This is a genomic window from Daejeonella sp., assembly GCF_046590655.1.
Taxonomy (GTDB): domain Bacteria; phylum Bacteroidota; class Bacteroidia; order Sphingobacteriales; family Sphingobacteriaceae; genus Daejeonella.
In genome coordinates, this window is sequence record NZ_JBKJUM010000117.1 from 1 (window position 1) to 24,020 (window position 24,020).

The 24,020-nt window shown below is 41.6% G+C and carries 18 protein-coding genes and 2 tRNA genes; 5 read left to right on the forward strand and 15 right to left on the reverse strand.

Translation table 11 applies throughout. The features are described 5' to 3' along the window. Nucleotide 1 precedes the first annotated feature (1 nt). Nucleotides 2-1,429, forward strand: coding sequence for a Gfo/Idh/MocA family oxidoreductase (locus ACLL8Z_RS11285; protein WP_411274892.1), 1,428 nt, complete (start codon nt 2-4; stop codon nt 1,427-1,429). Nucleotides 1,430-1,538: 109 nt separating this feature from the next. On the opposite strand, the gene ACLL8Z_RS11290 is transcribed toward ACLL8Z_RS11285, so the two are convergent. Together ACLL8Z_RS11290 and ACLL8Z_RS11295 are read right to left on the reverse strand one after the other, a co-directional pair. Further along, nucleotides 1,539-2,834, reverse strand: coding sequence for a DUF5103 domain-containing protein (locus ACLL8Z_RS11290; protein ID WP_411274893.1), 1,296 nt, complete (start codon nt 2,832-2,834; stop codon nt 1,539-1,541). 29 nt (nt 2,835-2,863) lie between these two features. Then, entirely contained in the window at nt 2,864-4,783 is a 1,920-nt protein-coding gene (locus ACLL8Z_RS11295; protein WP_411274942.1) for an ABC-F family ATP-binding cassette domain-containing protein, read from the reverse strand. Between the two features lie 535 nt (nt 4,784-5,318). Here ACLL8Z_RS11295 and ACLL8Z_RS11300 point away from each other — a divergent pair. Both ACLL8Z_RS11300 and ACLL8Z_RS11305 read left to right on the forward strand, forming a co-directional pair. Then, nucleotides 5,319-7,748 (forward strand): AsmA-like C-terminal region-containing protein, encoded by a 2,430-nt coding sequence (locus ACLL8Z_RS11300; protein ID WP_411274894.1) that lies wholly within the window; start codon nt 5,319-5,321, stop codon nt 7,746-7,748. A gap of 38 nt (nt 7,749-7,786) precedes the next feature. Beyond that, nucleotides 7,787-8,818 carry a quinone-dependent dihydroorotate dehydrogenase gene (locus ACLL8Z_RS11305; RefSeq protein WP_411274895.1) on the forward strand — a complete coding sequence of 344 codons (1,032 nt, stop codon included), beginning with the start codon at nt 7,787-7,789 and terminating at the stop codon, nt 8,816-8,818. A 133-nt stretch (nt 8,819-8,951) separates the two neighbouring features. Here ACLL8Z_RS11305 and ACLL8Z_RS11310 read toward each other — a convergent pair whose 3' ends face one another. The 3 genes from ACLL8Z_RS11310 to ACLL8Z_RS11320 form a co-directional block, all read right to left on the reverse strand. After that, nucleotides 8,952-9,134, reverse strand: a complete 183-nt coding sequence (locus ACLL8Z_RS11310; protein ID WP_411274896.1) for a spore protein — start codon at nt 9,132-9,134, stop codon at nt 8,952-8,954. Nucleotides 9,135-9,160: 26 nt separating this feature from the next. Then, nucleotides 9,161-9,231, reverse strand: a tRNA-Cys gene (locus ACLL8Z_RS11315). A gap of 50 nt (nt 9,232-9,281) precedes the next feature. Continuing rightward, nucleotides 9,282-10,025 (reverse strand): TrmH family RNA methyltransferase, encoded by a 744-nt coding sequence (locus ACLL8Z_RS11320; RefSeq protein ID WP_411274897.1) that lies wholly within the window; start codon nt 10,023-10,025, stop codon nt 9,282-9,284. A gap of 41 nt (nt 10,026-10,066) precedes the next feature. Here ACLL8Z_RS11320 and ACLL8Z_RS11325 point away from each other — a divergent pair, with 41 nt between their 5' ends. Then, nucleotides 10,067-12,406: a BamA/TamA family outer membrane protein gene (locus ACLL8Z_RS11325; protein WP_411274898.1), complete on the forward strand. Its 2,340-nt coding sequence runs from the start codon at nt 10,067-10,069 to the stop codon at nt 12,404-12,406. A gap of 91 nt (nt 12,407-12,497) precedes the next feature. Here the strand turns inward: ACLL8Z_RS11325 and ACLL8Z_RS11330 are convergent, their stop codons facing one another. From ACLL8Z_RS11330 to ACLL8Z_RS11340, 3 genes are all read right to left on the reverse strand, one after another. After that, on the reverse strand, nt 12,498-13,058 hold the full coding sequence (locus ACLL8Z_RS11330) for a hypothetical protein (RefSeq protein ID WP_411274899.1): 561 nt from the start codon (nt 13,056-13,058) through the stop codon (nt 12,498-12,500). A gap of 53 nt (nt 13,059-13,111) precedes the next feature. Continuing rightward, nucleotides 13,112-15,427, reverse strand: coding sequence for a patatin-like phospholipase family protein (locus tag ACLL8Z_RS11335; RefSeq protein ID WP_411274900.1), 2,316 nt, complete (start codon nt 15,425-15,427; stop codon nt 13,112-13,114). A 114-nt stretch (nt 15,428-15,541) separates the two neighbouring features. After that, complete coding sequence (locus ACLL8Z_RS11340) at nt 15,542-16,246, reverse strand: endonuclease/exonuclease/phosphatase family protein (RefSeq protein ID WP_411274901.1); 705 nt, start codon at nt 16,244-16,246, stop codon at nt 15,542-15,544. Nucleotides 16,247-16,452: 206 nt separating this feature from the next. Here ACLL8Z_RS11340 and ACLL8Z_RS11345 point away from each other — a divergent pair, with 206 nt between their 5' ends. Continuing rightward, nucleotides 16,453-17,814 carry a DUF1080 domain-containing protein gene (locus ACLL8Z_RS11345; protein ID WP_411274902.1) on the forward strand — a complete coding sequence of 454 codons (1,362 nt, stop codon included), beginning with the start codon at nt 16,453-16,455 and terminating at the stop codon, nt 17,812-17,814. 6 nt (nt 17,815-17,820) lie between these two features. Here the strand turns inward: ACLL8Z_RS11345 and ACLL8Z_RS11350 are convergent, their stop codons facing one another. From ACLL8Z_RS11350 to ACLL8Z_RS11380, 7 genes are all read right to left on the reverse strand, one after another. After that, nucleotides 17,821-18,189 carry a response regulator gene (locus ACLL8Z_RS11350; RefSeq protein ID WP_411274903.1) on the reverse strand — a complete coding sequence of 123 codons (369 nt, stop codon included), beginning with the start codon at nt 18,187-18,189 and terminating at the stop codon, nt 17,821-17,823. A 215-nt stretch (nt 18,190-18,404) separates the two neighbouring features. Next, a tRNA-Arg gene (locus tag ACLL8Z_RS11355) sits at nt 18,405-18,476 on the reverse strand. A 42-nt stretch (nt 18,477-18,518) separates the two neighbouring features. Then, the gene (ychF, locus tag ACLL8Z_RS11360) at nt 18,519-19,619 is read right to left on the reverse strand and encodes a redox-regulated ATPase YchF (protein WP_411274904.1); all 1,101 of its coding nucleotides are present in this window, start codon (nt 19,617-19,619) and stop codon (nt 18,519-18,521) included. Between the two features lie 218 nt (nt 19,620-19,837). Continuing rightward, nucleotides 19,838-20,710, reverse strand: coding sequence for an SMP-30/gluconolactonase/LRE family protein (locus ACLL8Z_RS11365; RefSeq protein ID WP_411274905.1), 873 nt, complete (start codon nt 20,708-20,710; stop codon nt 19,838-19,840). A gap of 53 nt (nt 20,711-20,763) precedes the next feature. Continuing rightward, nucleotides 20,764-21,402: a DUF1080 domain-containing protein gene (locus ACLL8Z_RS11370; RefSeq protein ID WP_411274906.1), complete on the reverse strand. Its 639-nt coding sequence runs from the start codon at nt 21,400-21,402 to the stop codon at nt 20,764-20,766. Nucleotides 21,403-21,441: 39 nt separating this feature from the next. Further along, a complete protein-coding gene (locus tag ACLL8Z_RS11375) occupies nt 21,442-22,209 on the reverse strand; it encodes an SDR family NAD(P)-dependent oxidoreductase (protein ID WP_411274907.1) in 768 nt (255 codons plus the stop codon). A 12-nt stretch (nt 22,210-22,221) separates the two neighbouring features. Then, the gene (locus ACLL8Z_RS11380; protein WP_411274908.1) at nt 22,222-23,934 is read right to left on the reverse strand and encodes an IlvD/Edd family dehydratase; all 1,713 of its coding nucleotides are present in this window, start codon (nt 23,932-23,934) and stop codon (nt 22,222-22,224) included. Between the last annotated feature and the right edge of the window lie 86 nt (nt 23,935-24,020).

The window sequence follows — 24,020 nt, forward strand, 5'->3', positions numbered from 1 at the left end:
CATTAAAAGCAGCGCTGTTGCAGTTGCAGGATTTACCATTGTTCCGCGTCACGTGCTGGGCAGAGGTTTTGTTGCTCCCAGTGACACATTGTATATAGCATCAGTGGGCGTAGGCGGAAAAGGAGAAAGTGACATATCCGGATTTATGGGTAGTGGTAAGGCGAAAATGGCATTTTTATGCGATGTTGATGAAAAACGTGGTGCCAAGTCATTCTCAACCTATCCTGATGCTAAGCGATATGTTGACTGGAGAGAGATGTTTGACAAAGAGCATAAAAAATTTGATGCCGTTTCCGTATCAACTCCGGATCATACCCATGCAGTTGTAGGTTCTGCAGCTATGGTATTAGGCAAACATTGCTGGATCCAAAAACCACTGGCACATGATGTTTATGAAGTACGGGTGCTTGCAGATCTTGCTAAAAAGCATAAAGTAGTAACCCAAATGGGTAATCAGGGTGCATCAAACGATGGTGTAAGGCAAATGCGTGAGTGGTTTGAAGCTGGCGTTATCGGAGAAGTAAGCGAAGTTCAAATCTGGACTAACAGACCAGTATGGCCCCAGGGTAATATGAACTGGCCTGCAAAAACGGCCACACCTCCATCTACGTTAAACTGGGATCTGTGGCAAGGTACTGCTCCGGCCCGACCATTCCCGGCTCCGACTGCTCAGGGTGGTATTGATGTGGTTCCTTTCAACTGGAGAGGATGGTGGGAATATGGTACCGGCGTTCTTGGCGACATGGGTGCTCACTTTATTGAAGCACCAATGAGTGTTTTAGGTCTTCAGCACGTATCGGAAGTACAAACCAGTTCCAGCGGTTCCGGTTATTTCCCTGAAACGGGCCCTGCGGCAAATTATAGCATTATGACCTTTCCGAAAACACCAAAAACACAGGGTAGTGTAAAAATACATTGGATGGATGGGGGAATACAGCCTCCGCGTCCTCAGGAATTAGATCCGTCAGAGCGTTTTGGAGGTGGAGATGGCGGTATGCTTTTCATCGGCACAAAAGGTAAGATGATGGCAAATTGCTACGCCGCTAATGCACGGCTTTTACCGGTCTCCCGTATGGATGAGGTAACGGTGCCTGAAAAATATAAAAGAGTTAAAGGTCAGGCCGGTGGGCACTACGCCCAATGGGTTGAAGCTTGCCTGGCAGGTTATGGAAATATGGAAACGAGTTCTCCTTTCGATAAAGCCGCATTGTTATCAGAGGCCATGTTAATGTGTAATATGGCTATAAGAGGACATGACCTGTTTACTGAAATGCCGGGAGCAAGTGGCAGACCGCCACGCAAAGTGTATTCTACACGCGGCATCAATTTATTATGGGATGCAGAAAAGATGAAAGTTACTAATGTGGCCGAAGTTAACCAATACGTTAAACGCGAGTACAGGGCTCCATGGAAACTTAGCGGAGTATAATTTTCAGAAAACAAATACAGGAAGAGCACTTAAAGTTCGGTAGAACGGATAAGGTCAGATGTCGGAAATCCATCCGACATCTGACCTCCGGCTTCCGATTTCGGTCTTCCTACCGCTTCACCGTATTCAGCTCCGTAAATCCCACCAAATCATCCCACCTCGAACCCGGCCTTCGGTAATAAAAGTAGATTTGGTAATCGTTCTCTGTCTGAAAATGTGAACCATCGAACATCACATCATCGCGCGTTTTTCCGTCATTGCTAACCCAAATGTAATGGTAGTCGAACACCCCTTGTTTTACGAATACTGACCCGCGGAAGCGATTGCTGGTTTCATCGAAAGTCATTTTATTTGTGAGCTGGAAGTTGTTAAACTGGCCTACAACATAAGCGTTTCCTTCATTCGATAGCCTTTTGCTAGCAAGGGATAATTGCACAGTTGAATAGTCCGCATCAGTTCGATTATCACGCCCATCTGTGTTGCGGATAAAGAAGTCGCCGTTCTCATCGTAAATAAATGTGTAACTCTGACGGTTTTCCGAAATATCTGGAAGCAAAATAATGGTATTGACTGTATCCTGTGATATTCGCTCAACCCGTTCGGTACGGAAACGAAGACTGCGAATGTCGAAACGCCGGAACTCAGACCCGCCCATGAAATCGGTTCCGCGAAGGTCATTATAAACAAGTTGCCCGGGCCGTATAAATGTCGGGCGGATTGCAGTTTGAATATTATCCGGCCTGTTATTCTGGGTGATAAATACTTTGACATCCAGGTACGGATTGCTGATGTTCAGCTGCCCGTGATTGATGATAAAATTGAGTTTCTGGCGTCGGTCCCGTTCATTGACAATATTAGAGGCCGTGACCTCAGCGCCTATGCTAACCTGGGGATTGATAACGTACATACGCCGGGTGAGCAGAAGTTTTCGCTGGTCGTTATCTTCATACACCTTCAGCAGATAATTACCGGAGATCTTAGGCCTGACATTCAGGTTTGGGATCATCAGTTCATAGTGCGTGTACTTTTGAAGCGTATTGAAGGAAGATCGGTAATCGATGATACGGTCTTCGGTAAACGTTTCAATAAAGTCAATCGGCGACAAGCGACTACTTTTCCATTCTGCATCGCAATGTTCAACTGAGTAGGTTATGTTGCGGCTGCCGCCTCTGAGGTCGTCGAATCCCAGCAACAGTGACTCCTGGCTGCCTAAGTTATAAACCGGAACTGACTGCTCCCGCGACCGGTTGTAAAACTCGACTGTGCGGATTTCTGGTATGTATATAAAATTTTCATACCGAAGTTCACTCTGAGGAGTTTCAACAGGCTTGATTCTCGGTTTTTTCTGTGCAAAGCTAAGGCTGACGCTAAAAAAAACTAAAAAAAGGACTAATGATCTCCGCATAATAATCAGTTTTGTTACGCGAAGAAAATTTACTTTGCTTCGAGTTCCATTATCTCGTCGGCCATACGTTCCCATTCGGCCTGGGCTTTTAATAAACGTGGACTTAACTGCTGATAACGCCGGTTTGCTTCCGATAGTTTTTCACTGTCGGAATATATTTCTTCTTTAGCCAGCTCTGCCTCCGCATTTTTAACTGAGCTTTCAAGTTCTTCGATATCTTCTTCAAGTTTTTGAAGCGCCTGGTTTAGTTTCTTGAGATCATTATTCGTATTATCTGCTTGAATCCCGGGCTTTCCTTCTTTTTTCGATTCCTTTTTAGGAGCGTCGGGAACTATTGCCCTTGGTAAGTAAACCCTTTTTGAATTCCACTCTTCATATTCCGCATATGTTCCGGGATATTCCTTGATTTCCTGGTCTTCGATAAACCAAATCTTATTGGCTACGTTATCAAGCAAGTACCTATCGTGAGAAACTACTATAAATGTTCCTTCGAATTGATCCAGTGCCTGGATCAGAATATTGACCGACGCAATGTCCAGGTGGTTGGTAGGCTCATCAAGGATTAAAAAATTGGCGTCAGCAGTCAAGGCTTTTGCCAGGGCGACACGCGATTTTTCGCCTCCTGACAAGACTTTGATCTTTTTAAATGCATCATCTCCTGTGAAAAGAAAGCAACCTAATATGGAACGCAGTTCTGTCTCTGTATGTTTCGGTGCAAAGGCCTGTAACTCCCTGATGATCTCGTTTTCAAGATGTAAAGCTTCCAACTGGTGCTGAGCAAAAAAGGTCTGAGTGACGTTATGCCCTGTCTCACACATACCTGAATAATTTTTGTCTGCCCCGGCAATGATCCTTAACACCGTAGACTTACCGCGGCCATTGGCACCGATAAGGGCAATTTTATCTCCTTTTTCAATCGTCGCAGTTGCATTTTTGAGGATAGGAACACCAGGGTAAGCCTTGGTTAGATTTTCGATGCGGATAACATGCCGTCCGGATTGCTTGCTGAATTTGAAACTGAAGTTTACTGATGGATTATCATCATCAACGTCATCTACGCGTTCCATTTTCTCAAGGGCTTTTATCCGCGACTGTGCCATTTTTGCTTTACTGGCCTTCGCCCGGAAACGCTCTATAAGCTTTTCTTCCTGCTTTATTTTAGCTTGCTGATTTTTAAACTGACCACTCTGAATCTCTTCGCGCAGGCCTTTTTCTTCAACATAGAAACTATAATTTCCAGCATAAGGAATAAGCTTTCCTTTGCGGGATTCAACTATTTTCTTCACTACACGATCCAGGAAATACCTGTCGTGTGATACAATAACGATTGCTCCTTCAAACGCCTGCAGGTAAGTTTCGAGCCATTTGATGGAAGGAAGATCCAGGTGATTGGTAGGTTCATCCAGTAATAATATATCTGGGGCCTGGAGTAAGATTCGCGCAAGCATAACCCTCATTCGCCATCCACCGGAAAATTCTGCCAGCGTACGATGTGTATCAACTTCACTAAATCCAAGTCCGGCCATGATCTCATGAGCACGGTATTCAATGTTATAACCGTCAAGCGCTTCGAACTCCTGCTGTTTATCACTAAGCTTATTGATCAGTTCATCCGTGTACTCCGTCTCGATTTTCTTGAGAAGATCTTCAATTTCGGCATGCAGCTGGTTTTGGCGACCAAACGCTTCCATCGCAACATGTAAAATGCTTTTATCCGATTGGTAAGACAGCAAATCCTGGTTAAGATAGCCGATCTTAATATCCTTTGCCATGGATATTGTACCGCTTGTAGGGGCGTAATCGCCCACAATTATTTTTAAGAGGGTAGTTTTTCCGGTTCCGTTAGCACCGATTAGTCCAATTTTTTCACCGGGTTTTATATGCCAGTTAGCTTCGTCGTATAATGCCCTTGCACCGATCTCGAACGTCAGGTTATTTATCGCAATCATTTCGCGCAAAAGTACGGAATTTATGTGTTTATTTTTGCCCTCTTCCCCGATTTAGTCCCGGGTCCGGCCCGGGAGGGATCTCGTGAAAGACACGCGGCCCCAGCCGCATATGTCGACTGGGAAATTAAATATGCAACCGATCTGCATATTGATTACAGCTGCGCTGGGTATTTGAATCGGGAATTTTGAGATGCGTAGAGGACACGAGCTGCGCCGCGTCTGCAGAAGATCCCCGAATAAATCGGGGAACAGCCGCATGTGTTGACTGGGAAATTAAGTATGCAACCGATCTGCATATGGATTACAGCTGCGCTGGGTATTTGAATCGGGAATTTTGAGATGCGTAGAGGACACGAGCTGCGCCGTGTCTGCAGAAGATCCCCGAATAAATCGGGGAACAGCCAGCACAGTTTATTTAGTAACATGATAAAAAAGATATTGTCAATGCGAGCAAAGCGAAGCATTTGGCTTGCATTTTGAGTATATAAATTTGAAATTCTATCGTCTAACTACTTATGCAACTAAATATTACAAAATGCAACGCTGGTTAAAACTTACTTTGAAAATCGGCGGGATTCTCATTTGTCTCCTTCTGATCCTATGGATGGGTCTTGCCTTTTATGTGTATTCACATAAAAAAGAATTGCTTCAAACAGTTACTGAACAGCTCAATGAGAACCTGAATGGGAAGCTTACTATTGAGCGTATGGAGCCATCCCTGATTCAGGGGTTTCCGGGCATTTCTGTCGGGCTGGAAAATGTGCTCCTTCGGGATAGCCTTTGGGACAAACACAAACATGATCTCGTAAATGCGAGAAATGTGTTTATAAAAATTGATGCATTTTCTATCCTCACAGGTTCACCCACTATCAGAGATATACGTATAAGTAATGGTGCGATTTACCTTTTTACTGATAGTTCAGGATTGCGGAATACGGATATATTTAAAAAGCGGACAACAACTTCTGCTGGAGGTAACGGAGGCAGGAAGCGAATTAACCGCGTGCTACTTGATAATGTGAGCCTTACTATAGAGGATAAATTAAAAAACAAGTTGTTTAAATTTAAAGTCGATGATTTTGCCGGAAGAATTAATTACAATAGCGATGGTTGGAAGGGAAATGTAAATCTTCAGGCAAAGGTAGAAGCCTTTGCGTTTAACATTAAGCGCGGTAGTTTTTTAAGGAACAAAAATCTGCGTATGGATATCGACCTGATTTATGATGATGCGGAACATCTTTTAACCATACCTGAACAGGAAATCAATATTGACAATGACGAGATTAATCTTGGCGGCACGTTTAAATTTGCGCCTGATGCATCCGACTACAAGCTAAGTATCAAGGCTCCCTCTATTCTTTATAAGGATGCGCTGACTTTATTATCCACTCATGTAACAAAAAGGCTAAAAGGGTATAGTGTAAAAAACCCAGTGGATGTTCGGGCAACTCTGCGCGGTAAATTGAAAGGGGGAGGCGAGCCATTTATTGATGCTTTTTGGGTGGTTGATAATAATCAGATTAGCATGGCAGGGGAAACAATTACGGAATGCAGTTTTACGGGGAGCTACAGCAATGAGTGGATTAAAGGAGGACTCAGAAATGATCCTAACTCTGTGATAATTTTCAATAAGATGAAAGGTAATTATTATGACATACCTTTCACTGCAGACTCAATCAGGATCACCGATTTAAAAAACCCCGTATTCACCGGTCGTTTCATATCTTCATTCCCACTAGCGAAGTTAAATAAAGTCTTTGGCGGCTCTACATTCACGTTTAACGCGGGGAACGCCGAATTGGATTTGATTTACAAAGCGCCGTTTAATCAAAATGATAAGGGACAGCGGTTTATTTACGGATCAATACATGTTCATGACGCAAAGGCAGCTTATAAACCCCGTAATCTTTCATTGCAGGATATGCAGCTTGTTATGAATTTTAAAGGGCTTGATCTTTTCATTAATAACTTGAAATTGAGAAGCGGCACTTCATCTTTGAGCATGAATGGTGAAGTGAGGAATTTTTCAAACCTATATTATTCTGATCCTGAGAAAATGCTTATAAACTGGCAGATTAAAAGCCCTCAGATTAATCTTAATGAATTCTTAGTATTTCTGGGCCGGAGGAATGTTAGCAGCAGTGCCGCGGGTGCTGAAGGAGTGAAAAAAATATCCGCCAATTTGGAGCGGATACTCGCACAGGCTAGTATGAATATGAATCTTAGTGTGAATAAGGTCCTGTATAAGAAATTCGTGGCAACCGATGTACGAGGAGGAATCACGTTGAAACAATCTGGAATAGCAATTAATAATTTAAGCCTGAAGCAGGGAGGTGGTAGTTTAAATGTAACGGGCAATATAGACCAATCAGGAAAAGTCAACAGATTTAATGTCGACTCAAAAATTAACAATGTAAATGTTGAGCAACTGTTTAATGCTTTCGATAATTTCGGACAGGATGCCATTACAAGCCGGAATTTACGTGGAACATTCTTCGGCGGAACTTCTATTTCGGGTTCGATGGGCGACAATGGAGTAATAGTGCCAAGATCGTTCAGAGGGAATGTGACCTTTGATATCCGTAATGGAGCGTTGGTCAATTTTGAACCTATGACCAAAGTGGGGGGCTTCGCTTTTCCCAACAGAAATTTTTCCGATATCCGCTTTATTAGCCTGAAAAATACATTAAATATTCAGGGTAATAAGGTTATCATCCCGCCCATGGAAATCCGTTCTACTGTATTAAATATCTTCCTCGACGGAGTATACAGCTTTACCACCGGTACGAACATTGCCATTAAGATCCCTCTCAGAAATCCGGGTAAAGATGAACAGGTGGATGGAAGAGAATCAAGGAAGGACCGCGATCTTAAGGGAATAGTTATTAATCTCAGGGCTCTGGATGGTGAAGATGGTAAAGTCAGATTCAAGCTCGGTAAAAATGCTCCTGATGATTACCAATAAATAAGGCTTGAATTGAAATTAAGGGCTAACTTCGCTGTATGTATCAACTCATCAAGCCATTATTATTTAAGTTCGACCCTGAAAACATCCATCATTTCGTAACTGGTGGCTTACGCAGAGCAAGTCGGATTTGGGGAGTTAAGCCATTTTTGAAAAATGCTTTTCAACTGGATGATAAGCGTCTGGAAAGGGAAGTTTTGGGATTGAAATTCAAAAATCCACTTGGCCTCGCTGCCGGTTTTGATAAAAATGCTGATTTTATTGAAGATCTGGCGGGGTTTGGATTTGGCTTTATTGAGATTGGCACTGTAACTCCACTTCCGCAGCCGGGGAATGAGAAGCCCCGAATGTTCCGTCTTCCGGATGACGAAGCTCTTATCAACCGGATGGGCTTCAATAATCAAGGCGTGGATGTGGTTGCACATCGCTTACGAGCGCTCGATCGAAAAGGATTAATTATCGGGGGAAATATTGGTAAAAATAAGCAAACGCCCAATGAAGATGCCCTGGGCGACTACATAAAGTGTTTCGATCAGTTGTTCGATGTGGTGGATTATTTTGTTGTGAATGTAAGTTCTCCAAACACGCCTGGGTTACGTGAATTGCAGGAAAAGGAACCATTAAAAAACATTTTGAATTCCCTTCAGCACCGCAACCGTAAAAATGATATCAGCAGGCCGATTTTACTTAAGATAGCACCAGATTTGTCGGATTCACAGTTAGACAACATCATCGAGATCATTAAGGAGACGAACATTGCGGGAGTTATTGCAACAAATACCACGATTTCCCGCGAAGGACTATTATCTCCTGAAAGCCTTTCGAAAGAGACCGGCGGCTTAAGCGGTAAGCCTCTCAGAAAGCGATCTACCGAAGTAATTCGTTACCTCTCAGAAAAGTCTGGTAAAGCTTTCACAATAATAGGTGTGGGCGGTATCCATTCACCGGAAGATGCAATTGAGAAGCTAAATGCGGGTGCGACTCTTATACAAATCTATACTGGATTTGTGTACGAAGGACCGGGCCTGGTGAAGAGGATATTGAAGGGTATTTTAAAGGTTGTAAAATAAGAACCTCCCATGCTCTTATGGCTACTTGGTACTACAGCCCCAACAACCAACCTGCCTACCGGCAGCCAACCATCAACAAAAAAATCCCAACCATTACTGGTCAGGATTAAAGTTTCTAAATATAGAACGCTTCTTACTTCTTCGCTGCAGCTTCAATCTTTGCTAATACTGCGTTATTCTTACTGATCTGACTTGTTGCAGACTCAGCTGAACGGCTTCCGGTTTCAATGTTCCGGCCTAACTTCAAAAATTGAACCTCTAAACGTGAAGTCGTTTTATTTTTTCTGTCTTTTCTTTTTAAACGTGTAACACCCATGGTTTTAAAATTTATTTTTTTCGTTGAGGTCAGGACCGGATTCGAACCGGTGTAAAAGGTTTTGCAGACCTCTGCCTAGCCACTCGGCCACCCGACCTTTTGTAAAGGAAGCAAAAGTAGCAATTTATTATTGGTCCCCAATATATTTTACGAATTTCTTCTTATTTCGGAGCAAAAAATTGATGCTGAAACGGCCACATTCAGAGATTCTGCTTCTCCGAACCGGGGTATTGTTATCGGAAACTGGATCTTACTTATTATTTGTGGCCTGATCCCATTACCTTCATTTCCCAGAATTAAGATGCCTTCGTTGCCAAAATTGGTTTCATATATTGATTTACCCTCTAGCAGTGCTCCGAACACCGGAACACCGGGATCGTCAAGAAACTCGTGCAAATCAAAGTACGCGACATAGATTCTGGATAAAGAACCCATAGTTGCCTGCACAACCTTAGGGTTATATACGTCAACTGTATCTTCTGAGCAAACCAGGTGATTTACACCAAACCAATCTGCCGTTCTGATAATTGTACCGAAATTTCCGGGATCCTGAATTCCATCAATTGCAATAGTAAAAGAACCTTTCAGCATTTGCTTTGTTAAGTCTCTGTGTTTGGGTATTTTAACAATTGCAAGTACTTGCTGGGGAGATGTTAAAGCGCTTATTTTAGTTAAATCAGAAACGCTAATTTCAATTGACTTTATATTCTGTGATAAATTGCCCAACTTTGGCATCACATTTTCAGTGTAATAGATAGTGTCTATTGTATAGTCGGAATTAATAAATTCTGAGACGGATTTTAAGCCTTCAACTATGAAAAGGCCATTTGCTTTTCGGATTTTTTTTTGCTGTAAGGATTTTATAAAACTTATTTGAGACTTTGAAATCATACTTTTTCTGCCGTAGTTTCTCACTTGCAAGTATACTGCTTTTGATCTTAATTCTGTCTGCCTGCAACGCCACACGATATTTGTCGGATGATCAGGCACTTGTTAAGAGCGTGAAACTGGATAGTGTGGATAAAGAATTTGCTGCAAGCGCCCTGACATTCGTGCAGAACGACATTCGCCCTAATTCCAGGCTTAATCTAGCCCTATATAATTTTTTCAATACCAAGAAGGGTAAATACCGAACTGATCGCGTACGCGCCATTGGCGAGGCACCTCACATACTCGACAGTTCTTTAGTCGAGATATCCCGCATCCAGATTGAGAAATTTCTTGCGACAAAAGGTTTTTTCAAGGCAACCGTTAAAAGCGATATCAAGGTAGAAAAGAAGAAAGCAAGCATTAAATTTACCGCCAACCAGGGGCCGGAGTTCAAGATTAGTACAATTAGCAATGAGATTGCTGATTCTGCCGTAGCACAACTTTATGAAGCCAATCGGGCTGGATTCACCCGAATGAAGGTGGGCCAGCGCTTCGATACAGACTCGCTGGCCTATGAACGTGAGCAGATTTACAGACTCATGAAGAGAAGCGGATATTTCGATTACCTGCGGCAATTTGTAAGGTTTGACGTAGACAGTAATCTAAATAATAGTCAGGCAAAAGTTACGATGTACCTCGCTAATCCGACCGATAAACCGGAGCACCAGGTTTATACAATTGATAACAGCCTTGTAACCATTCGAAATAGTAGTGGATTGACAGATAGCCTTTTAGCTGATACTGTGACAGTTGATACACAATTTCGCTTTACCGACTATTCCGGGAAGTTTGATCCAAGACCTATCAGTCGCTATCTCTTTATTAAAAAAGGTGATATATATAATATTGATAAGGAAGATCTCACCTACGACCGCCTTTATGACCTGAATGTATTCCGCACTATTAAAGTGGATTATGCTAAAACAAGTGACAGTACGAATCGCCTCCAGCCCAGGTATGATATCGTCCCACTAAAGCGCATGAACAATAGGGTAGAGGGGGAGTACACATTTAATTCCGGCAGAAACGGATTCAATATTGGTAACACGTACACGAACCGCAACCTGTTTGGGGGGGCTGAATTACTCGAAATAAAGGCAAAATACGGGCTTCTATTCGACGCCAATGCGACTGGCAGCCTGATCGACAAAATATTTAGCCGTGACCTTCAGCTGGGTGCTAATTTGGTTCTACCCAAGCTATTAGTGCCGTTTCCAATTCCGATGATAGGTAAGAATGGTATCCCGCATACTACTATTTCCAGTAGCATACAGTTATTTGACCAAAAAGACGCGTTTTCCAGCAGGGTTTTTATAAACTCAATAACTTATGATTGGATAGAAACCAAATACAAGTTTCATTCCCTAACACCAATAAATATTGAATTCAGGAAAGGCAAACTTAACTCTGTTTTTAGAGACAGCCTAAGTCAGCGTGGCTACGAATTATATATCCGAACCAACAACCGCGCTTTCTTTAACCTGGGAAGCCAGTATGCATACACACTCAATAATATTAGATTGAATACCTATAGCAACTTTATCTATTTCCGCGGGGCGATTGATGCGGCTGGAAATACACTTGGATTATTAGATCGTGCTATTAAGTTCCCGAGAGATTCCACCGGTTCAAGGACATTATTTGGCCTCCCTTACCAGGAATATGTCAAAACAGAGTTCGACACCAGATTATATCGATCCCTTGGCGGAGAAAAACAGATAATTTTCCGTATAAATACCGGTATAGGAATTCCTCATGGCAACAGCGAACAGTTAACATTTGAAAAGAACTTTTTTGCAGGAGGATCAAGCGGTGTCCGGGCCTGGCAGGCAAGAACCCTCGGTCCAGGTAATTATAACAGATCTTCTTTGGGATCTGATGGGAAAGCTGATACCTTAAGACGGAATTTGAGAAATCTTGATCAGCTCGGTGAATATAAATTTGAAGGAAACCTGGAATATCGGTTTACCATTGCAGAGAATTTTCTAAATGCCAAGATCAAAGGCGCATCATTTGTTGACTTTGGAAATGTGTGGAGAAAAGACTCGCCAGCAAGCAGAATAGAAAATCCCGGGGGTGAGTTCAAGTTCAATAAATTTCTTGGACAACTGGCAGTTGGTACAGGTGCAGGTCTACGTTTCGACCTCAATTATTTCGTATTCCGATTCGATGTTGGTATAAAAGTGCGCGATCCTCAATTTAAAGGGTCGGATCAATATGTACTTAAATATCTTCTGAATAGAGGCGCCAGAAATGAATTAAAAGACAAGTATGAGATCACCAATTTTCCGGATGTGTACAGACTCGTCCAGTATAATTTCGGGATCGGGATGCCGTTTTAGGTCGGAGATCGGGGGTCGGAGGTCGGAAGTCTGAAGTCTGAAGTCGGAGGTCGGAAGTCGGAAGTCGGAGGTCTGAAGTCGGAAGTTTGTGTTAAAATAGTCCTTTAAGTCCGTCGAAGACCGTATCGAAAAAAGTAGGGATACCTAAGCCATTTTTGGAGTTAAAGATCAGGAATGCAACGAGTATGATTCCTCCAATGATAATAAACTTTCTGAATAGTGTAGCCAGAACTATTATCCCCAGCGGTATAAGGATTAAAACCAGCCAGTTAATTTTATAGGGACTAAGATTGTCATCCTTTTTATAAATATAATACAGCTTCCCGTGAACACCGGCTTCGTTTTCATGCCGAAGGTATAAAAATGTAGATTTATCTATTGGCAGTGGTGCAACGGCTACTCCATCATTAAACTTTAATTCCTGTTGAAAGCCATTTATGCTAAACTGAAAAGTTCCGTTAAGACTTTCAATGGGTTTTTCAGTTTCATCAGCGGCGATTATTGCGATCTTGTTGTTCTTCAATAGATTTTCCTTGACCACAAAGTTATTTAGGGAGATCTGCCGCATGCTTGCTGTATCACCTTGAGAATAGACTGAAGGCGCAGCGCTTAGTAGTACGTAAAAAAGTAGGAAAATCTTATAATTTCTCATTAATTTATTAATTGTTTTAAATCGGTGATGAACCTGCCTGCGGTAGGATGGGCTCATTCGAATGAACGCTTGTTGTATATTAAAAATCCTGCATGAAACATCACTCCGAATCGTTTTTTTTCTTCTTCATAATGATTAAAACTTAAACTAACCGGTCCAACTAATGTATGAAAAACTAAACCAGCAGTTGCAGCTAAATAGCTTTTTGCAAAAAGGTCTCCATACCCTACAGATTGCAGCTTGTTGAGTTCAAATTCTTCCACAGGCTGGAAGACATAAAACTCTGCCCTTGCATCGAGATTTTTACTCACTTTAAAAACATTTTTAAGTCCCAGGGCAGCATAGGTGTTTGCCCGGAAATTCTCCAGATAAAGGGATTTTGAATCCTGTAATGGATAAAAAGCTGGTGCGCTGAGCAGGGTTGATTTATATGTACTAAAACCTGCCTTATTGCTTATTACAACTTCCGTTAAGTACCCGAACGAGTAGCGTTTAACATGAAAAGGATACTGTTCCCGGCTCAGCTTTGCCTGGAACCAATTACGATTTACCCTCCGTTCGCCCACAGGGCTAAAATTTACTTCATCCCTCAATATGTTTCCTGGAACGTAATGCTCGGTTCCGCTGTAAACGCTTATCCCCACCCGAAACGACGATCCTTGATTGGCATACATTCTGCGGTTTAGGAGATTTTTGTTGAAAGTAAGGGAAGACATGAGGCCATTAAAGCTGCTTTTATCGAGAATATCGCCGATTTGAAACCGGCGGTTGGGGCTGAAATGATCTCCAAAGTTGATAATTCCTGCCTGAAGCTCTAATCTTCCATTATTACTTAATGGGAAGCCAAGTTTTAGTACTGTTCTTTTATCTGATTGTTCAATAAATGTTGGATCAACATTTTCGATGAAGATCTGGCTCTTGTTGAAATAATTCCAGTGGTTATATGTAAATTCAGCTTCCAGGTAAAAAGGCAGTCTTCCAGGGACATCCATTCTGGTCATGCCCTGTGCAGATTCGTAAAATCCACCCGAATAGAAATTTGCGGAAAATGTATAGGAATTTTTCCTCAGGTAATTATACTGCAGGCCTATATAGGCATTACTGATAGGCCTGGTCGAAATGGCTCCGCCGAAATCAAGTTTAAAATTTTTCTGACGTTGAACCTGTAGCTCAAAATCATAGCCGTCAGTGTTTGCTGCCCGCCTTATCCGCGGATAAACCGTCTCAAAGTTATCATCCGCAACTAGTTTGTAATACCCTGGCTTCAATTGTTCTATAGTGGGGTTTTCGGTAATTGAGCGTTTTATAACAGTTTCTACGTATTTTTTTTGCTTTGGATTTATACCTGTTGCAATAATATCATTGAACTCCAATTTCGATTTACGGTTCTTGAATTCTGCTCGGTTTCGCAAAAGTTCGATGTGATTTGTGCGTTTGCTGATTGATCTTTTAATATTTTCTATGTCAGCAATTGTTGCATCGTATCCCCTTTTTATTAATTCTGCAACAGGAGTAAAATTGGTTGTGCTGAATCCAGCAAGGTTTGGCTGTATGTAAGCTCCACTTTTACCTATGGATGTAGAATCAGATTTTGAAAGAAACATGTATACGAGAAAGCGATTCATTAATTTTTCGTCATTCTCCTTCGGATAGTCATTAAATATTTTAGTGGATACATTGGATCCAATAATATAGTCGGGTTGAAAGTCTTTTTTCAGAACGTCCACTGGGAAATTATTATACAATCCTCCATCGAACACATACTTTTCATTTACCTTCACTGGCCGGTAAACCAATGGGACTGTGAACGTCCCCCTTATAGCTTCAGATAAACTGCCTTTTGAAACCGGGATCATTTCCTGCGACAGAACGTCTGCTACAATACATCTGAATGGCACAAATAATTTATCGAAATCTTCGCTGGCGTTTACAGAAGCTTGCCCGAAAAGTTCTAAAAGTGCAAAATTAAGTGGAATATCGTTAATTAGGTTGGACCTAAGTTTGAAATTGAAGCCAGTGTCTACTTGTAATTTCGCAGATAAGAATGATGGATTTTCAGGCTTCTTATTGAAGAAAAATCTATAATCGTTTTTGAAATTTCCACCAACCCAATCTTGAAAATCTGAACTAAGGGCAATTTCTTCAATTTCTGACGGAGAGTAACCGGAGGCATACATGCCGCCTACTACTCCCCCCATCGAAGTGCCAACAATGTAATCGATAGGAATATTGTTTTCTTCAAGAGCCTTTAATACACCGATATGTGCAAGGCCCTTCGCTCCACCGCCACTAAATACCAGCCCTACTTTCTGTGCACTGCTGGCAAAGAACTGAAGTAAAATTAGAACTGTAACGAATGTCCTTTTCATAACGTTTCAACGTAAAAATAACGTTTTTAACATTTTGATACTGAGATAATTTAATATTAAATATCATCTTTCAGGATTCCAGGCTCCTTAAAATAAACAATTAAATCTTCTGTTTTACAAACCAATCTGCAACAATGCTACTACAGGCAAGTGGTCTGATGCGTAGTGTTCCTGAACTACGGAATGCGAAATCACTTTGATTTTTGAAGTATTACTAAATGCAATAAAATCAATTGCTCTGCCAGGATTCACAACAGGAAAGGTCGGAGCACAGTCCTGACAAGTTCGTGTGAAGCTTTCATCCAGCTTTTTGATAACAGATGACACTTGCTGCGCATTGAAATCGCCTGCAATAATGAAGGGAAGAGTTTCAGAAGAACTTATTTCAACTATTTCTGCTATTTGTTTTTCCCTGTTTAAAGGACTGGCCTGAGCGTCGAGGTGGGTTGAACCAAAACGTATTACTAAGCCTTTTTTGAGTGTGATTTTAGCTGTCGCCATCACCCTTGGCTCGCCCTTGGTTCCTTCGACAGTTGTGAGGCGATGTATTTTTGTCTCACTTAACGGATATTTAGATAAAATGGCGACTCCATAATCTCCGCCTGCATAGTCGATGGCTTTAGCAAAGAAGTAGTCCATTTTCAGTTTTTTAGCTATAATTGCAGCTTCGTTTATCTTACCTGTTCTGGTAGTATTTACATCAACTTCCTGAAGCGCAATTATATCCGGGTCCTGGTTTTTTATCGTCTTAACAATTGCATCTATATCAGTGACGCCTGGTTTTGTTGGGGGAATTCCAATGTGGATATTATAACTCATGATTTTAAGCTGTGCTTTTCCTGGAGATGATGAGCTCTTTCGTGCCGTGCCGCAAGAAATTAATGTGAGAATGCACAGGTAATATAATGGACGCATTTTTTTCAATCTGAGTTTGATGTGGAAATTGATGTAAAATAATGAATTTTCGAGAATTTAGCTGTGCTAGTTAAATCAGGAATTTGTACTTTTAGTAAAATAATATCTATATGAAATCCATATCATTCTTGTTTTTTGCATGTGTTTTTACATCTCTCGGCGCTTTGGCACAGGACAATGAGCCCTGGACAAATCTGTTTAATGGCAGGGATCTTACCGGATTTAAGCAACTAAATGGAAAAGCCCGTTATGAAGTTAAGGACAAAGAAATTGTTGGTACCACGGTTGCAAACGAGCCCAATTCTTTTTTAGCCACAGAAAAAGAATATGGAGATTTTATTATGGAGCTGGAGCTTTTCGTTCATCCGGAAATGAATTCGGGTATACAAATTAGAAGCCTGAGCAAACCGGAATATATGAACGGACGTGTACATGGCTACCAAATAGAAATAGACCCGTCGGCAAGGCAGTGGAGCGGGGGGATCTATGATGAAGCAAGGCGGGGCTGGTTGTATCCCATGGAACTTAATCCACAGGGAAAAGGGGCTTTTCGAAACAATGAATGGAATAAATACAGAATAGAGTGTATTGGTACTACAATCAGAACCTGGGTCAATGGTATTCCTGCTGCTCATGTTGTAGACGCCGAAACCGCAAAAGGTTTTATCGCATTACAGGTTCACGGGATACCAAAATCTAAAGAGCCGGGGCAACAAATACGCTGGAGAAATATTAAGATCAGAACAAGCAACTTAAAGCCTTCGCCAACAGATAATTTATACGTTGTAAATAATGTTCCTAACGATCTTTCTATTCAGGAGAAGAAAAATGGTTATTCTCTATTATGGGATGGAAAGACAACCCTGGGCTGGAGAGGAGCAGGGAGGGATAAATTCCCGGAAAAAGGTTGGGAGATAAGGAATGGAGCTCTGAACGTGGTTAAATCAGGAGGTGGCGAGTCGGTGAATGGGGGAGATATCGTTTCCGAAAAACAGTTTAGTGCGTTCGAACTGAAATTTGATTTCTTTCTTACCGAAGGTGCTAACAGCGGCGTTAAATATTTTGTAACTGAAAAGGAGAAAAGTACCGGGTCTGCTATTGGCCTGGAATATCAGGTACTCGATGATGAGAAACATCCTGACGCAAAGCTGGGAATAAGTGGAAACCGCACTTCCAGTGGCCTTTACGATTTAATAAAGCCACAGAAATTACCATCATCACTTGCACGAAAAATTGGTACATGGAACCAGGGTATCATTCGTGTCTACCCGGACAATAAGGTTGAACACTGGCTGAACGGATTTAAAGTTGTGGAATATCAGCGCGGTTCTGCTGAATATCTGAGTCTGGTTGCTGGAAGTAAATATAAAGTATGGAATGATTTCGGTATGGCAGCTGAAGGCAGGATACTTTTTCAGGACCATGGTGACGCTGTAGCCTATCGAAGTATCAAGATCAAAGAACTCAAATAAAACTGATCAAGCAGAGAGTTTTAATTCAACTTTATTTATAAAGTTTACAATATCGAAGGGCTTGGAAACAAAATCATCCGATTTGCATTCTTTCTCTACAGAATCAGCCATATTATGAGAAGCTGAAATCATTATTATGGGTATATGCAGGGTATCTTCCGTATTCTTGATTTTTTTACAAATTTCCCTTCCGTCCATATTTCCAAGCATAACATCTAAAATTATCAAATCCGGATGGAAGGTTGAAATGTGTTCAAAAATTTGCTGTCCGCTCGACATTAAATCAACCTCATAACCTTCCGACTCCATAATTATGCCCATCACCTCCAAAATATCCCGGTCATCATCGACTATTAATATTTTTCTCTTTTCCATACCGTGTAAATTTTAACGTAATAGCACAGTTGCAAAGACCATACCATATAGAAAGGGGAAAGAATAAATATTTTAATTATCGGGGCGGGTAGAAGGAAGGAGCAATCTTATCTTGGATCGGACGACCTTTGGACGCGACTTAATTCGAAAGATATTTAGCCAGCGGGTTCATCCGAACGGCGTTCAGCCGGGCGGGCATTGAACTATTAAAATTGTGTGCCCAGAGGGATTCGAACCCCCATCAGCAGAACCGGAATCTGCAATTCTATCCATTGAACTATGGGCACATTTATCGGCAAATATAGCTATTCGCTTTTCAGTCGCAAGACTTAAACATTAAATCTGAAATGCATGATATCGCCGTCCTGGACGATATAGGTCTTGCCTTCTACGCCTAATTTTCCCGCTTCTTTACATGCAGCTTCAGAACCCAAACCTACAAAATCATCATATTTAATCACTTCAGCTCGTATAAATCCTTTCTCGAAATCGGTATGGATTACTCCAGCCGCTTGGGGGGCTGTGAAACCGTGAGTTATAGTCCAGGCCCTTACTTCCTGCACACCGGCAGTAAAATAGGTTGCCAGGTTTAATAATTTATATGCTGCTCTAATAAGTTTCGTTACTCCTGACTCGGTTAAGCCCAGATCTTCAAGGAACATTTGCCTTTCTTCGTAGCTGTCCAATGAAGCAATCTCAGCTTCTATTTGTGCAGAAATCACAAGAACCTCAGCATTTTCGTCCTTCACAGATTCACGAACTCTGTCTACATAATTATTACCGGTTGTCACCGATTTCTCGTCAACATTGCATACATAAAGAACAGGTTTTTCTGTAAGAAGCCAAAGATCTGCAATAAATTCCCGGTCTTCAATACTTATAGGAGCTGTGCGGACAGATTTGCCGGATTCCAAATGTGACTTTACAACATTACAAACATCGTAAGTCTTTTTAGCGTCCTTATCGTTACCTGTTTTAGCCATCTTTTCAACCTTTTGGATTCTTTTGATAATTGCATCAAGGTCTTTAAGCTGCAGCTCAGTATCAATAATTTCCTTGTCTCTGATTGGATCAACCGAGCCATCCACGTGGATAACATTGTCATCATCGAAACAGCGTAACACATGAATTATTGCACTTGTAGCACGAATATTCCCAAGAAATTGGTTTCCAAGACCCTCACCTTTGCTCGCTCCTTTAACAAGGCCTGCAATATCTACGATTTCGATGGTATTAGGCTGAACCTTCAGGGGCTGTACCAGTTCTGCCAGCTTAGTCAGCCGCGGGTCAGGAACCGTGATTACTCCTATGTTAGGTTCGATTGTACAGAAAGGGAAATTTGCAGCCTGTGCTTTCGCATTTGATAGACAATTGAATAAGGTTGATTTTCCTACGTTGGGCAGGCCTACTATTCCGCATTGTAATGCCATTAGGTTTTAAGTTGTAAGTTGTAAATTGTAGGTTGTAGGTTTTAAGTTATACGTTGCCTGCCTGCCGGTAGGCAGGTACGTTTTACGTATTTTGAGGCAAATATAGAAATTATGTTCTGAGTTTTTATGTCTGATTTGAATATCGGAAGGACAAGCTTCATTAACAGGTTACAGCCTCAGTAGTTTGTAATGAAAATTGCTTTCAATTCCGGATATGGTTAAAAAATGCAGGTATTAGACTTTGTTCCCCTGACTTTTGTTTTTAAATAAAATACATTCCCGCTCTCCGGATATTTTTTCAGCTCCACTTCATTCAAATCGCCTCTGGCAGTGGTAATTATCAGATAATCAAGATCTTCTCCTGCAAAAGTACATGAAGTTACATGGGGGACGGGTATTTCAATCTTTTCGAGTAGTTCCCCATTTACCGGATTCCATCTGTGAACACCAAATCCTCCCCAATGTGCAATCCATAGCATGCCTTCTTCATCTATAGTCATGCCATCTGCTGTTCCCATTTGTTCAGGTATTTGAATGGCATCTTTCTCAAAACTAATATCACCTGTTTCCTCTTCAAAGATAAAAGATTGCACTACTTGCGTTGGGCTATCAATAAAGTATAATCGTTTACCATCCAGAGACCATGCAATTCCGTTTGAAATGCTAACTTTATCTAGTTTCTTTTTGATAGTAAGGTCTTTATCAATACAATATAAAGAACCAGCTCCTTTTTTAAAATGCATTTGCATTGTTCCTATCCATAATCGTCCAGACCTGTCGCAGGAACCATCGTTACAACGATTGTCAACGGTTTCAGTTTCAATATCAAGTAGCCATTCCAGATTTTCTGATTCTAAATCGAACCTTGCAATCCCTCCGTTTAAACCTAATATTAATTGATTATTTCTTCCCTGAATAACGAGGGATAGTTTATAGTCAAAGCTCCAGAATTTTGTGTTTTTATTTAGCCAACTATACTCGTACAAAATACCCTTTTCAATATCCACCCAAAAGCAGGATTTCCTTTCCGCATGCCATATGGGCCCCTCACCCAGGATACATTGAGATCGATATAGAACCTCAGCTTTCATATTCTTATCCGGTTAGATGGTGATATATTTTATTCTTTATCATCAAAGTAAAACTAGGGCAGGGGTCTTACCATCACCTCTTTAAACATTACTGTACTTTGGGGATCATGTCCCTGTAAAGCGAAGGTGCCGTGTGAGATCAATCGGCCCGCCATGTCTTTAGGGCGGTTTACATTATCAGGTTCAGTATACTCGACTACTGTCTTATCGTTTATTTTAATGGTAACATTTTTACCATTGACAATGATATGCTCAGTATACCATTCATTGTCTTTGACTAAAACTTCCTTTACATCCTGTATGGCATACAAGCTTCCGGTTCTTCGCCAGTCAGTATGTGAATTGTTTACCTGGACTTCGTAACCTTTTGATGGCCACCCGCTCTCCTGTAATTCAGTGTGAAAATAGATTCCGGAATTAGAGCCCTGCAAAGTCATTACCCTAACCTTTAATTCAAAATTTTTAAAGTCATGATTCATTACAGGGCCTGTATAGAATAAATGTGCCCGCGGTCCTTTAACTACGATCACACCATTCTCAATTTTAAATGTACCGGGGTTTTCGTTTGCTGTCCAGCCAATCAGGGATTTGCCATCAAAAAGATTGATCCAACCTGAATTTTTTTTATGTGTCAAGGGAGTACAGGATATCAATATCAGATTGATAAGGGAAAATATCAGAAGTTTTTTCATTTTGCTTGTAATTTAGTTTTGTGAAATTTAAGTTAGTTATTAAAATGGTGACGGGCTAACGGAGGACCAACCTCCATCAATAATAAGGCTTTGGCCGGTTATTTGTTTTGCATTGTCAGATACTAAGAATAGTGCCGCATTTGCTATATCTAAAGTATTTGCTGCTCTTCCCATAGGCGTAAGTTTTGACCAGAGAGATTCGTATTCAGGGTCGCTCAATGTCCTTTCGGTGATAGTTGCGCCGGGTGCAACAGTGTTAATATTAATCTTATACGGAGATAATTCCACGACAAGATTTTTCGCGAGCATCTCGATTGCTGCTTTGGTCATTGCATATGCTGCCAGGTTTTTATGTGCCTGATGTCCGGTAACTGAAGATGTAAACAGGAGGGACCCTCCTGATGCTTGCATCTTCATTTGATTTGCTGCAGCTTGAGCGAGGAAGAATGTGCCAGCCAGGTTTACGTTCATCACCTTCATAAACGATTCAAGGGGGTAGCTGAGAAAATCCCCGAACAGGGTGATACCGGCATTAGCAATAACTATATCCAGGTGACCGAAACGGCTTACTGCCGAATTAACTATATTTTCAATAAAGGTCAAATCACCTGAGTCGCCTGCATAGGCAGTACAATTTCCTCCTTCTTGCTGGATAATTTCAGCGGCATGGCTGGCCAGTAATTCATCAATATCGTTTAGTATGACTATAGCACCCTCTTTAGCCATTTGCCGGCAAATTTCAAAACCGATACCCTGCCCTGCACCAGTTACTATTGCCACTTTGTTATCGAAAGATTTTATTCTCATTTGAATATTGAATTAATGGGAGTCTCTTGAAACCTTGCTTCCCGAACCTCCTTTTAAAAATCCGAAATCTGCACCTAAATGAGCCTGTTCAACATGGTTTATATACAGATTGACATAGCCTCTTTCGATGTCAAGTGGGAGTGGCTTCCACTGATTTTTTCTTCTTGATAACTCTTCTTCCGGGAGATCGACATTTAAAGTTCTCCCTGGTACGTCCAAAGTAATAAGATCCCCGGTTTGCAGCACACTAAAATTGCCTCCCAGAGTAGCTTCAGGAGAAATATGCAATACCACAGTACCGAATCCCGTACCGCTCATGCGGCCATCCGAAATCCTGACCAGGTCTTTTACCCCTTTTGCCAGTAGTTTTACCGGAATAGTCATATTGCCAACTTCCGGCATTCCGGGATATCCTTTCGGTCCAACGTTTTTTAAAACTAATACACTGTTTTCATCTACCGGAAGGTCTGGGTCATCAATTCGCAATTTATAATCTTCAATATTTTCAAATACTACAGCTTTGCCGCTGTGCTGAAAAAGATGCGGGCTCGCTGCTGACGGCTTTATAACCGCTCCATTTTCACATAGATTCCCGTGTAAAACTGCCAATGCTGGAAAATTATTGAATGGCTTATCTAAGGAAGCAATTACCTCACGGTTATAGCACCGGGCCTTTGTGTAATTTTCCTGCAGTGTTTTTCCATTTGCGGTTATGCAGTCATGATGGAGAAAACTTTCTATCTCTTTTAAAAGGGCAGGAAGACCCCCGGCATAACAGAAATCCTCCATAAAAAACGATCCAGAAGGCTGTAAATTAGCCATCAGGGGTATAGAAGCTGAAAGATTATCGAATTCATCAAGGCTTAGATCGATTCCGATCCTGCCGGCAATAGCAAGGAGATGTATGGCGAAGTTTGTAGATCCGCCTATAGCAGCATTGACTTTTATTGCATTTTCAAAGGCTTTCCTGGTAAGAATATCGGACAATTTAAGATCTTCATGAACCATTTGAACAATTCGTTTGCCCGAAAGCTGGGCGAGAACTTTCCTGTTGGAATCGGCAGCTGGTATGGCTGCATTTTCTGGAAGCGAAAGGCCTAATGATTCGACCATACAAGCCATCGAGGATGCAGTCCCCATTACTGCGCAATGGCCATGGCTCCGGCACATTCCGGCTTCAGCCATGTTAAGTTCTTCCTCCGTCATCAGCCCCGCGCGCAAATCATCAGTAAAACGCCATATATCACTGGTCCCGATATCCTTTCCCCTAAATTTACCGGTCAGCATAGGGCCGCCAGACACGACGATAGTTGGGATATTCACACTACATGCGCCCATTACTAAAGATGGCGTGGTTTTATCACATCCACATAACAAAACTACTCCATCCAGGGGGTTTGCACGAATGGATTCTTCCACGTCCATGCTGACCAGATTCCTATACAGCATGGCTGTTGGTTTGATTAGTGTTTCTCCGAGTGACATCACCGGGAATTCAACAGGAAACCCTCCTGCTTGCAAAATACCCCTCTTTACCGATTGGGCAAGCTCCCTAAAATGGGAGTTGCATGGAGTGAGTTCAGACCACGTGTTGCAAATTCCAATAACCGGTTTCCCTTCAAATTCATAGGCAGGAATACCCTGGTTTTTCATCCAGGCCCGATAAATAAACCCATCTTTACCTTTTTTGCCAAACCATTCCTGGCTCCGTAAAACCTTCTTCATAAAATTTATTTTTTCAGTGTTCGTAGAGATTAGTGAAATAAGCAGCCAAAACTATGATATGCTTCGCCAAATATCATAGTTAACGG

Excerpts from the sequence above, each read along its gene's own strand:
- ACLL8Z_RS11300 (WP_411274894.1), top strand. The coding sequence starts at position 5,319 with ATGCAACGCTGGTTAAAACTTACTTTGAAAATCGGCGGGATTCTCATT.
- ACLL8Z_RS11340 (WP_411274901.1), bottom strand. The coding sequence starts at position 16,246 with ATGAGTTATAATATCCACATTGGAATTCCCCCAACAAAACCAGGCGTC.
- ychF (WP_411274904.1), bottom strand. The coding sequence starts at position 19,619 with ATGGCATTACAATGCGGAATAGTAGGCCTGCCCAACGTAGGAAAATCA.
- ACLL8Z_RS11310 (WP_411274896.1), bottom strand. The coding sequence starts at position 9,134 with ATGGGTGTTACACGTTTAAAAAGAAAAGACAGAAAAAATAAAACGACT.
- ACLL8Z_RS11290 (WP_411274893.1), bottom strand. The coding sequence starts at position 2,834 with ATGCGGAGATCATTAGTCCTTTTTTTAGTTTTTTTTAGCGTCAGCCTT.
- ACLL8Z_RS11295 (WP_411274942.1), bottom strand. The coding sequence starts at position 4,783 with ATGATTGCGATAAATAACCTGACGTTCGAGATCGGTGCAAGGGCATTA.
- ACLL8Z_RS11335 (WP_411274900.1), bottom strand. The coding sequence starts at position 15,427 with ATGAAAAGGACATTCGTTACAGTTCTAATTTTACTTCAGTTCTTTGCC.
- ACLL8Z_RS11330 (WP_411274899.1), bottom strand. The coding sequence starts at position 13,058 with ATGAGAAATTATAAGATTTTCCTACTTTTTTACGTACTACTAAGCGCT.
- ACLL8Z_RS11350 (WP_411274903.1), bottom strand. The coding sequence starts at position 18,189 with ATGGAAAAGAGAAAAATATTAATAGTCGATGATGACCGGGATATTTTG.
- ACLL8Z_RS11375 (WP_411274907.1), bottom strand. The coding sequence starts at position 22,209 with ATGAGAATAAAATCTTTCGATAACAAAGTGGCAATAGTAACTGGTGCA.
- ACLL8Z_RS11365 (WP_411274905.1), bottom strand. The coding sequence starts at position 20,710 with ATGAAAGCTGAGGTTCTATATCGATCTCAATGTATCCTGGGTGAGGGG.
- ACLL8Z_RS11380 (WP_411274908.1), bottom strand. The coding sequence starts at position 23,934 with ATGAAGAAGGTTTTACGGAGCCAGGAATGGTTTGGCAAAAAAGGTAAA.
- ACLL8Z_RS11345 (WP_411274902.1), top strand. The coding sequence starts at position 16,453 with ATGAAATCCATATCATTCTTGTTTTTTGCATGTGTTTTTACATCTCTC.
- ACLL8Z_RS11305 (WP_411274895.1), top strand. The coding sequence starts at position 7,787 with ATGTATCAACTCATCAAGCCATTATTATTTAAGTTCGACCCTGAAAAC.
- ACLL8Z_RS11370 (WP_411274906.1), bottom strand. The coding sequence starts at position 21,402 with ATGAAAAAACTTCTGATATTTTCCCTTATCAATCTGATATTGATATCC.
- ACLL8Z_RS11320 (WP_411274897.1), bottom strand. The coding sequence starts at position 10,025 with ATGATTTCAAAGTCTCAAATAAGTTTTATAAAATCCTTACAGCAAAAA.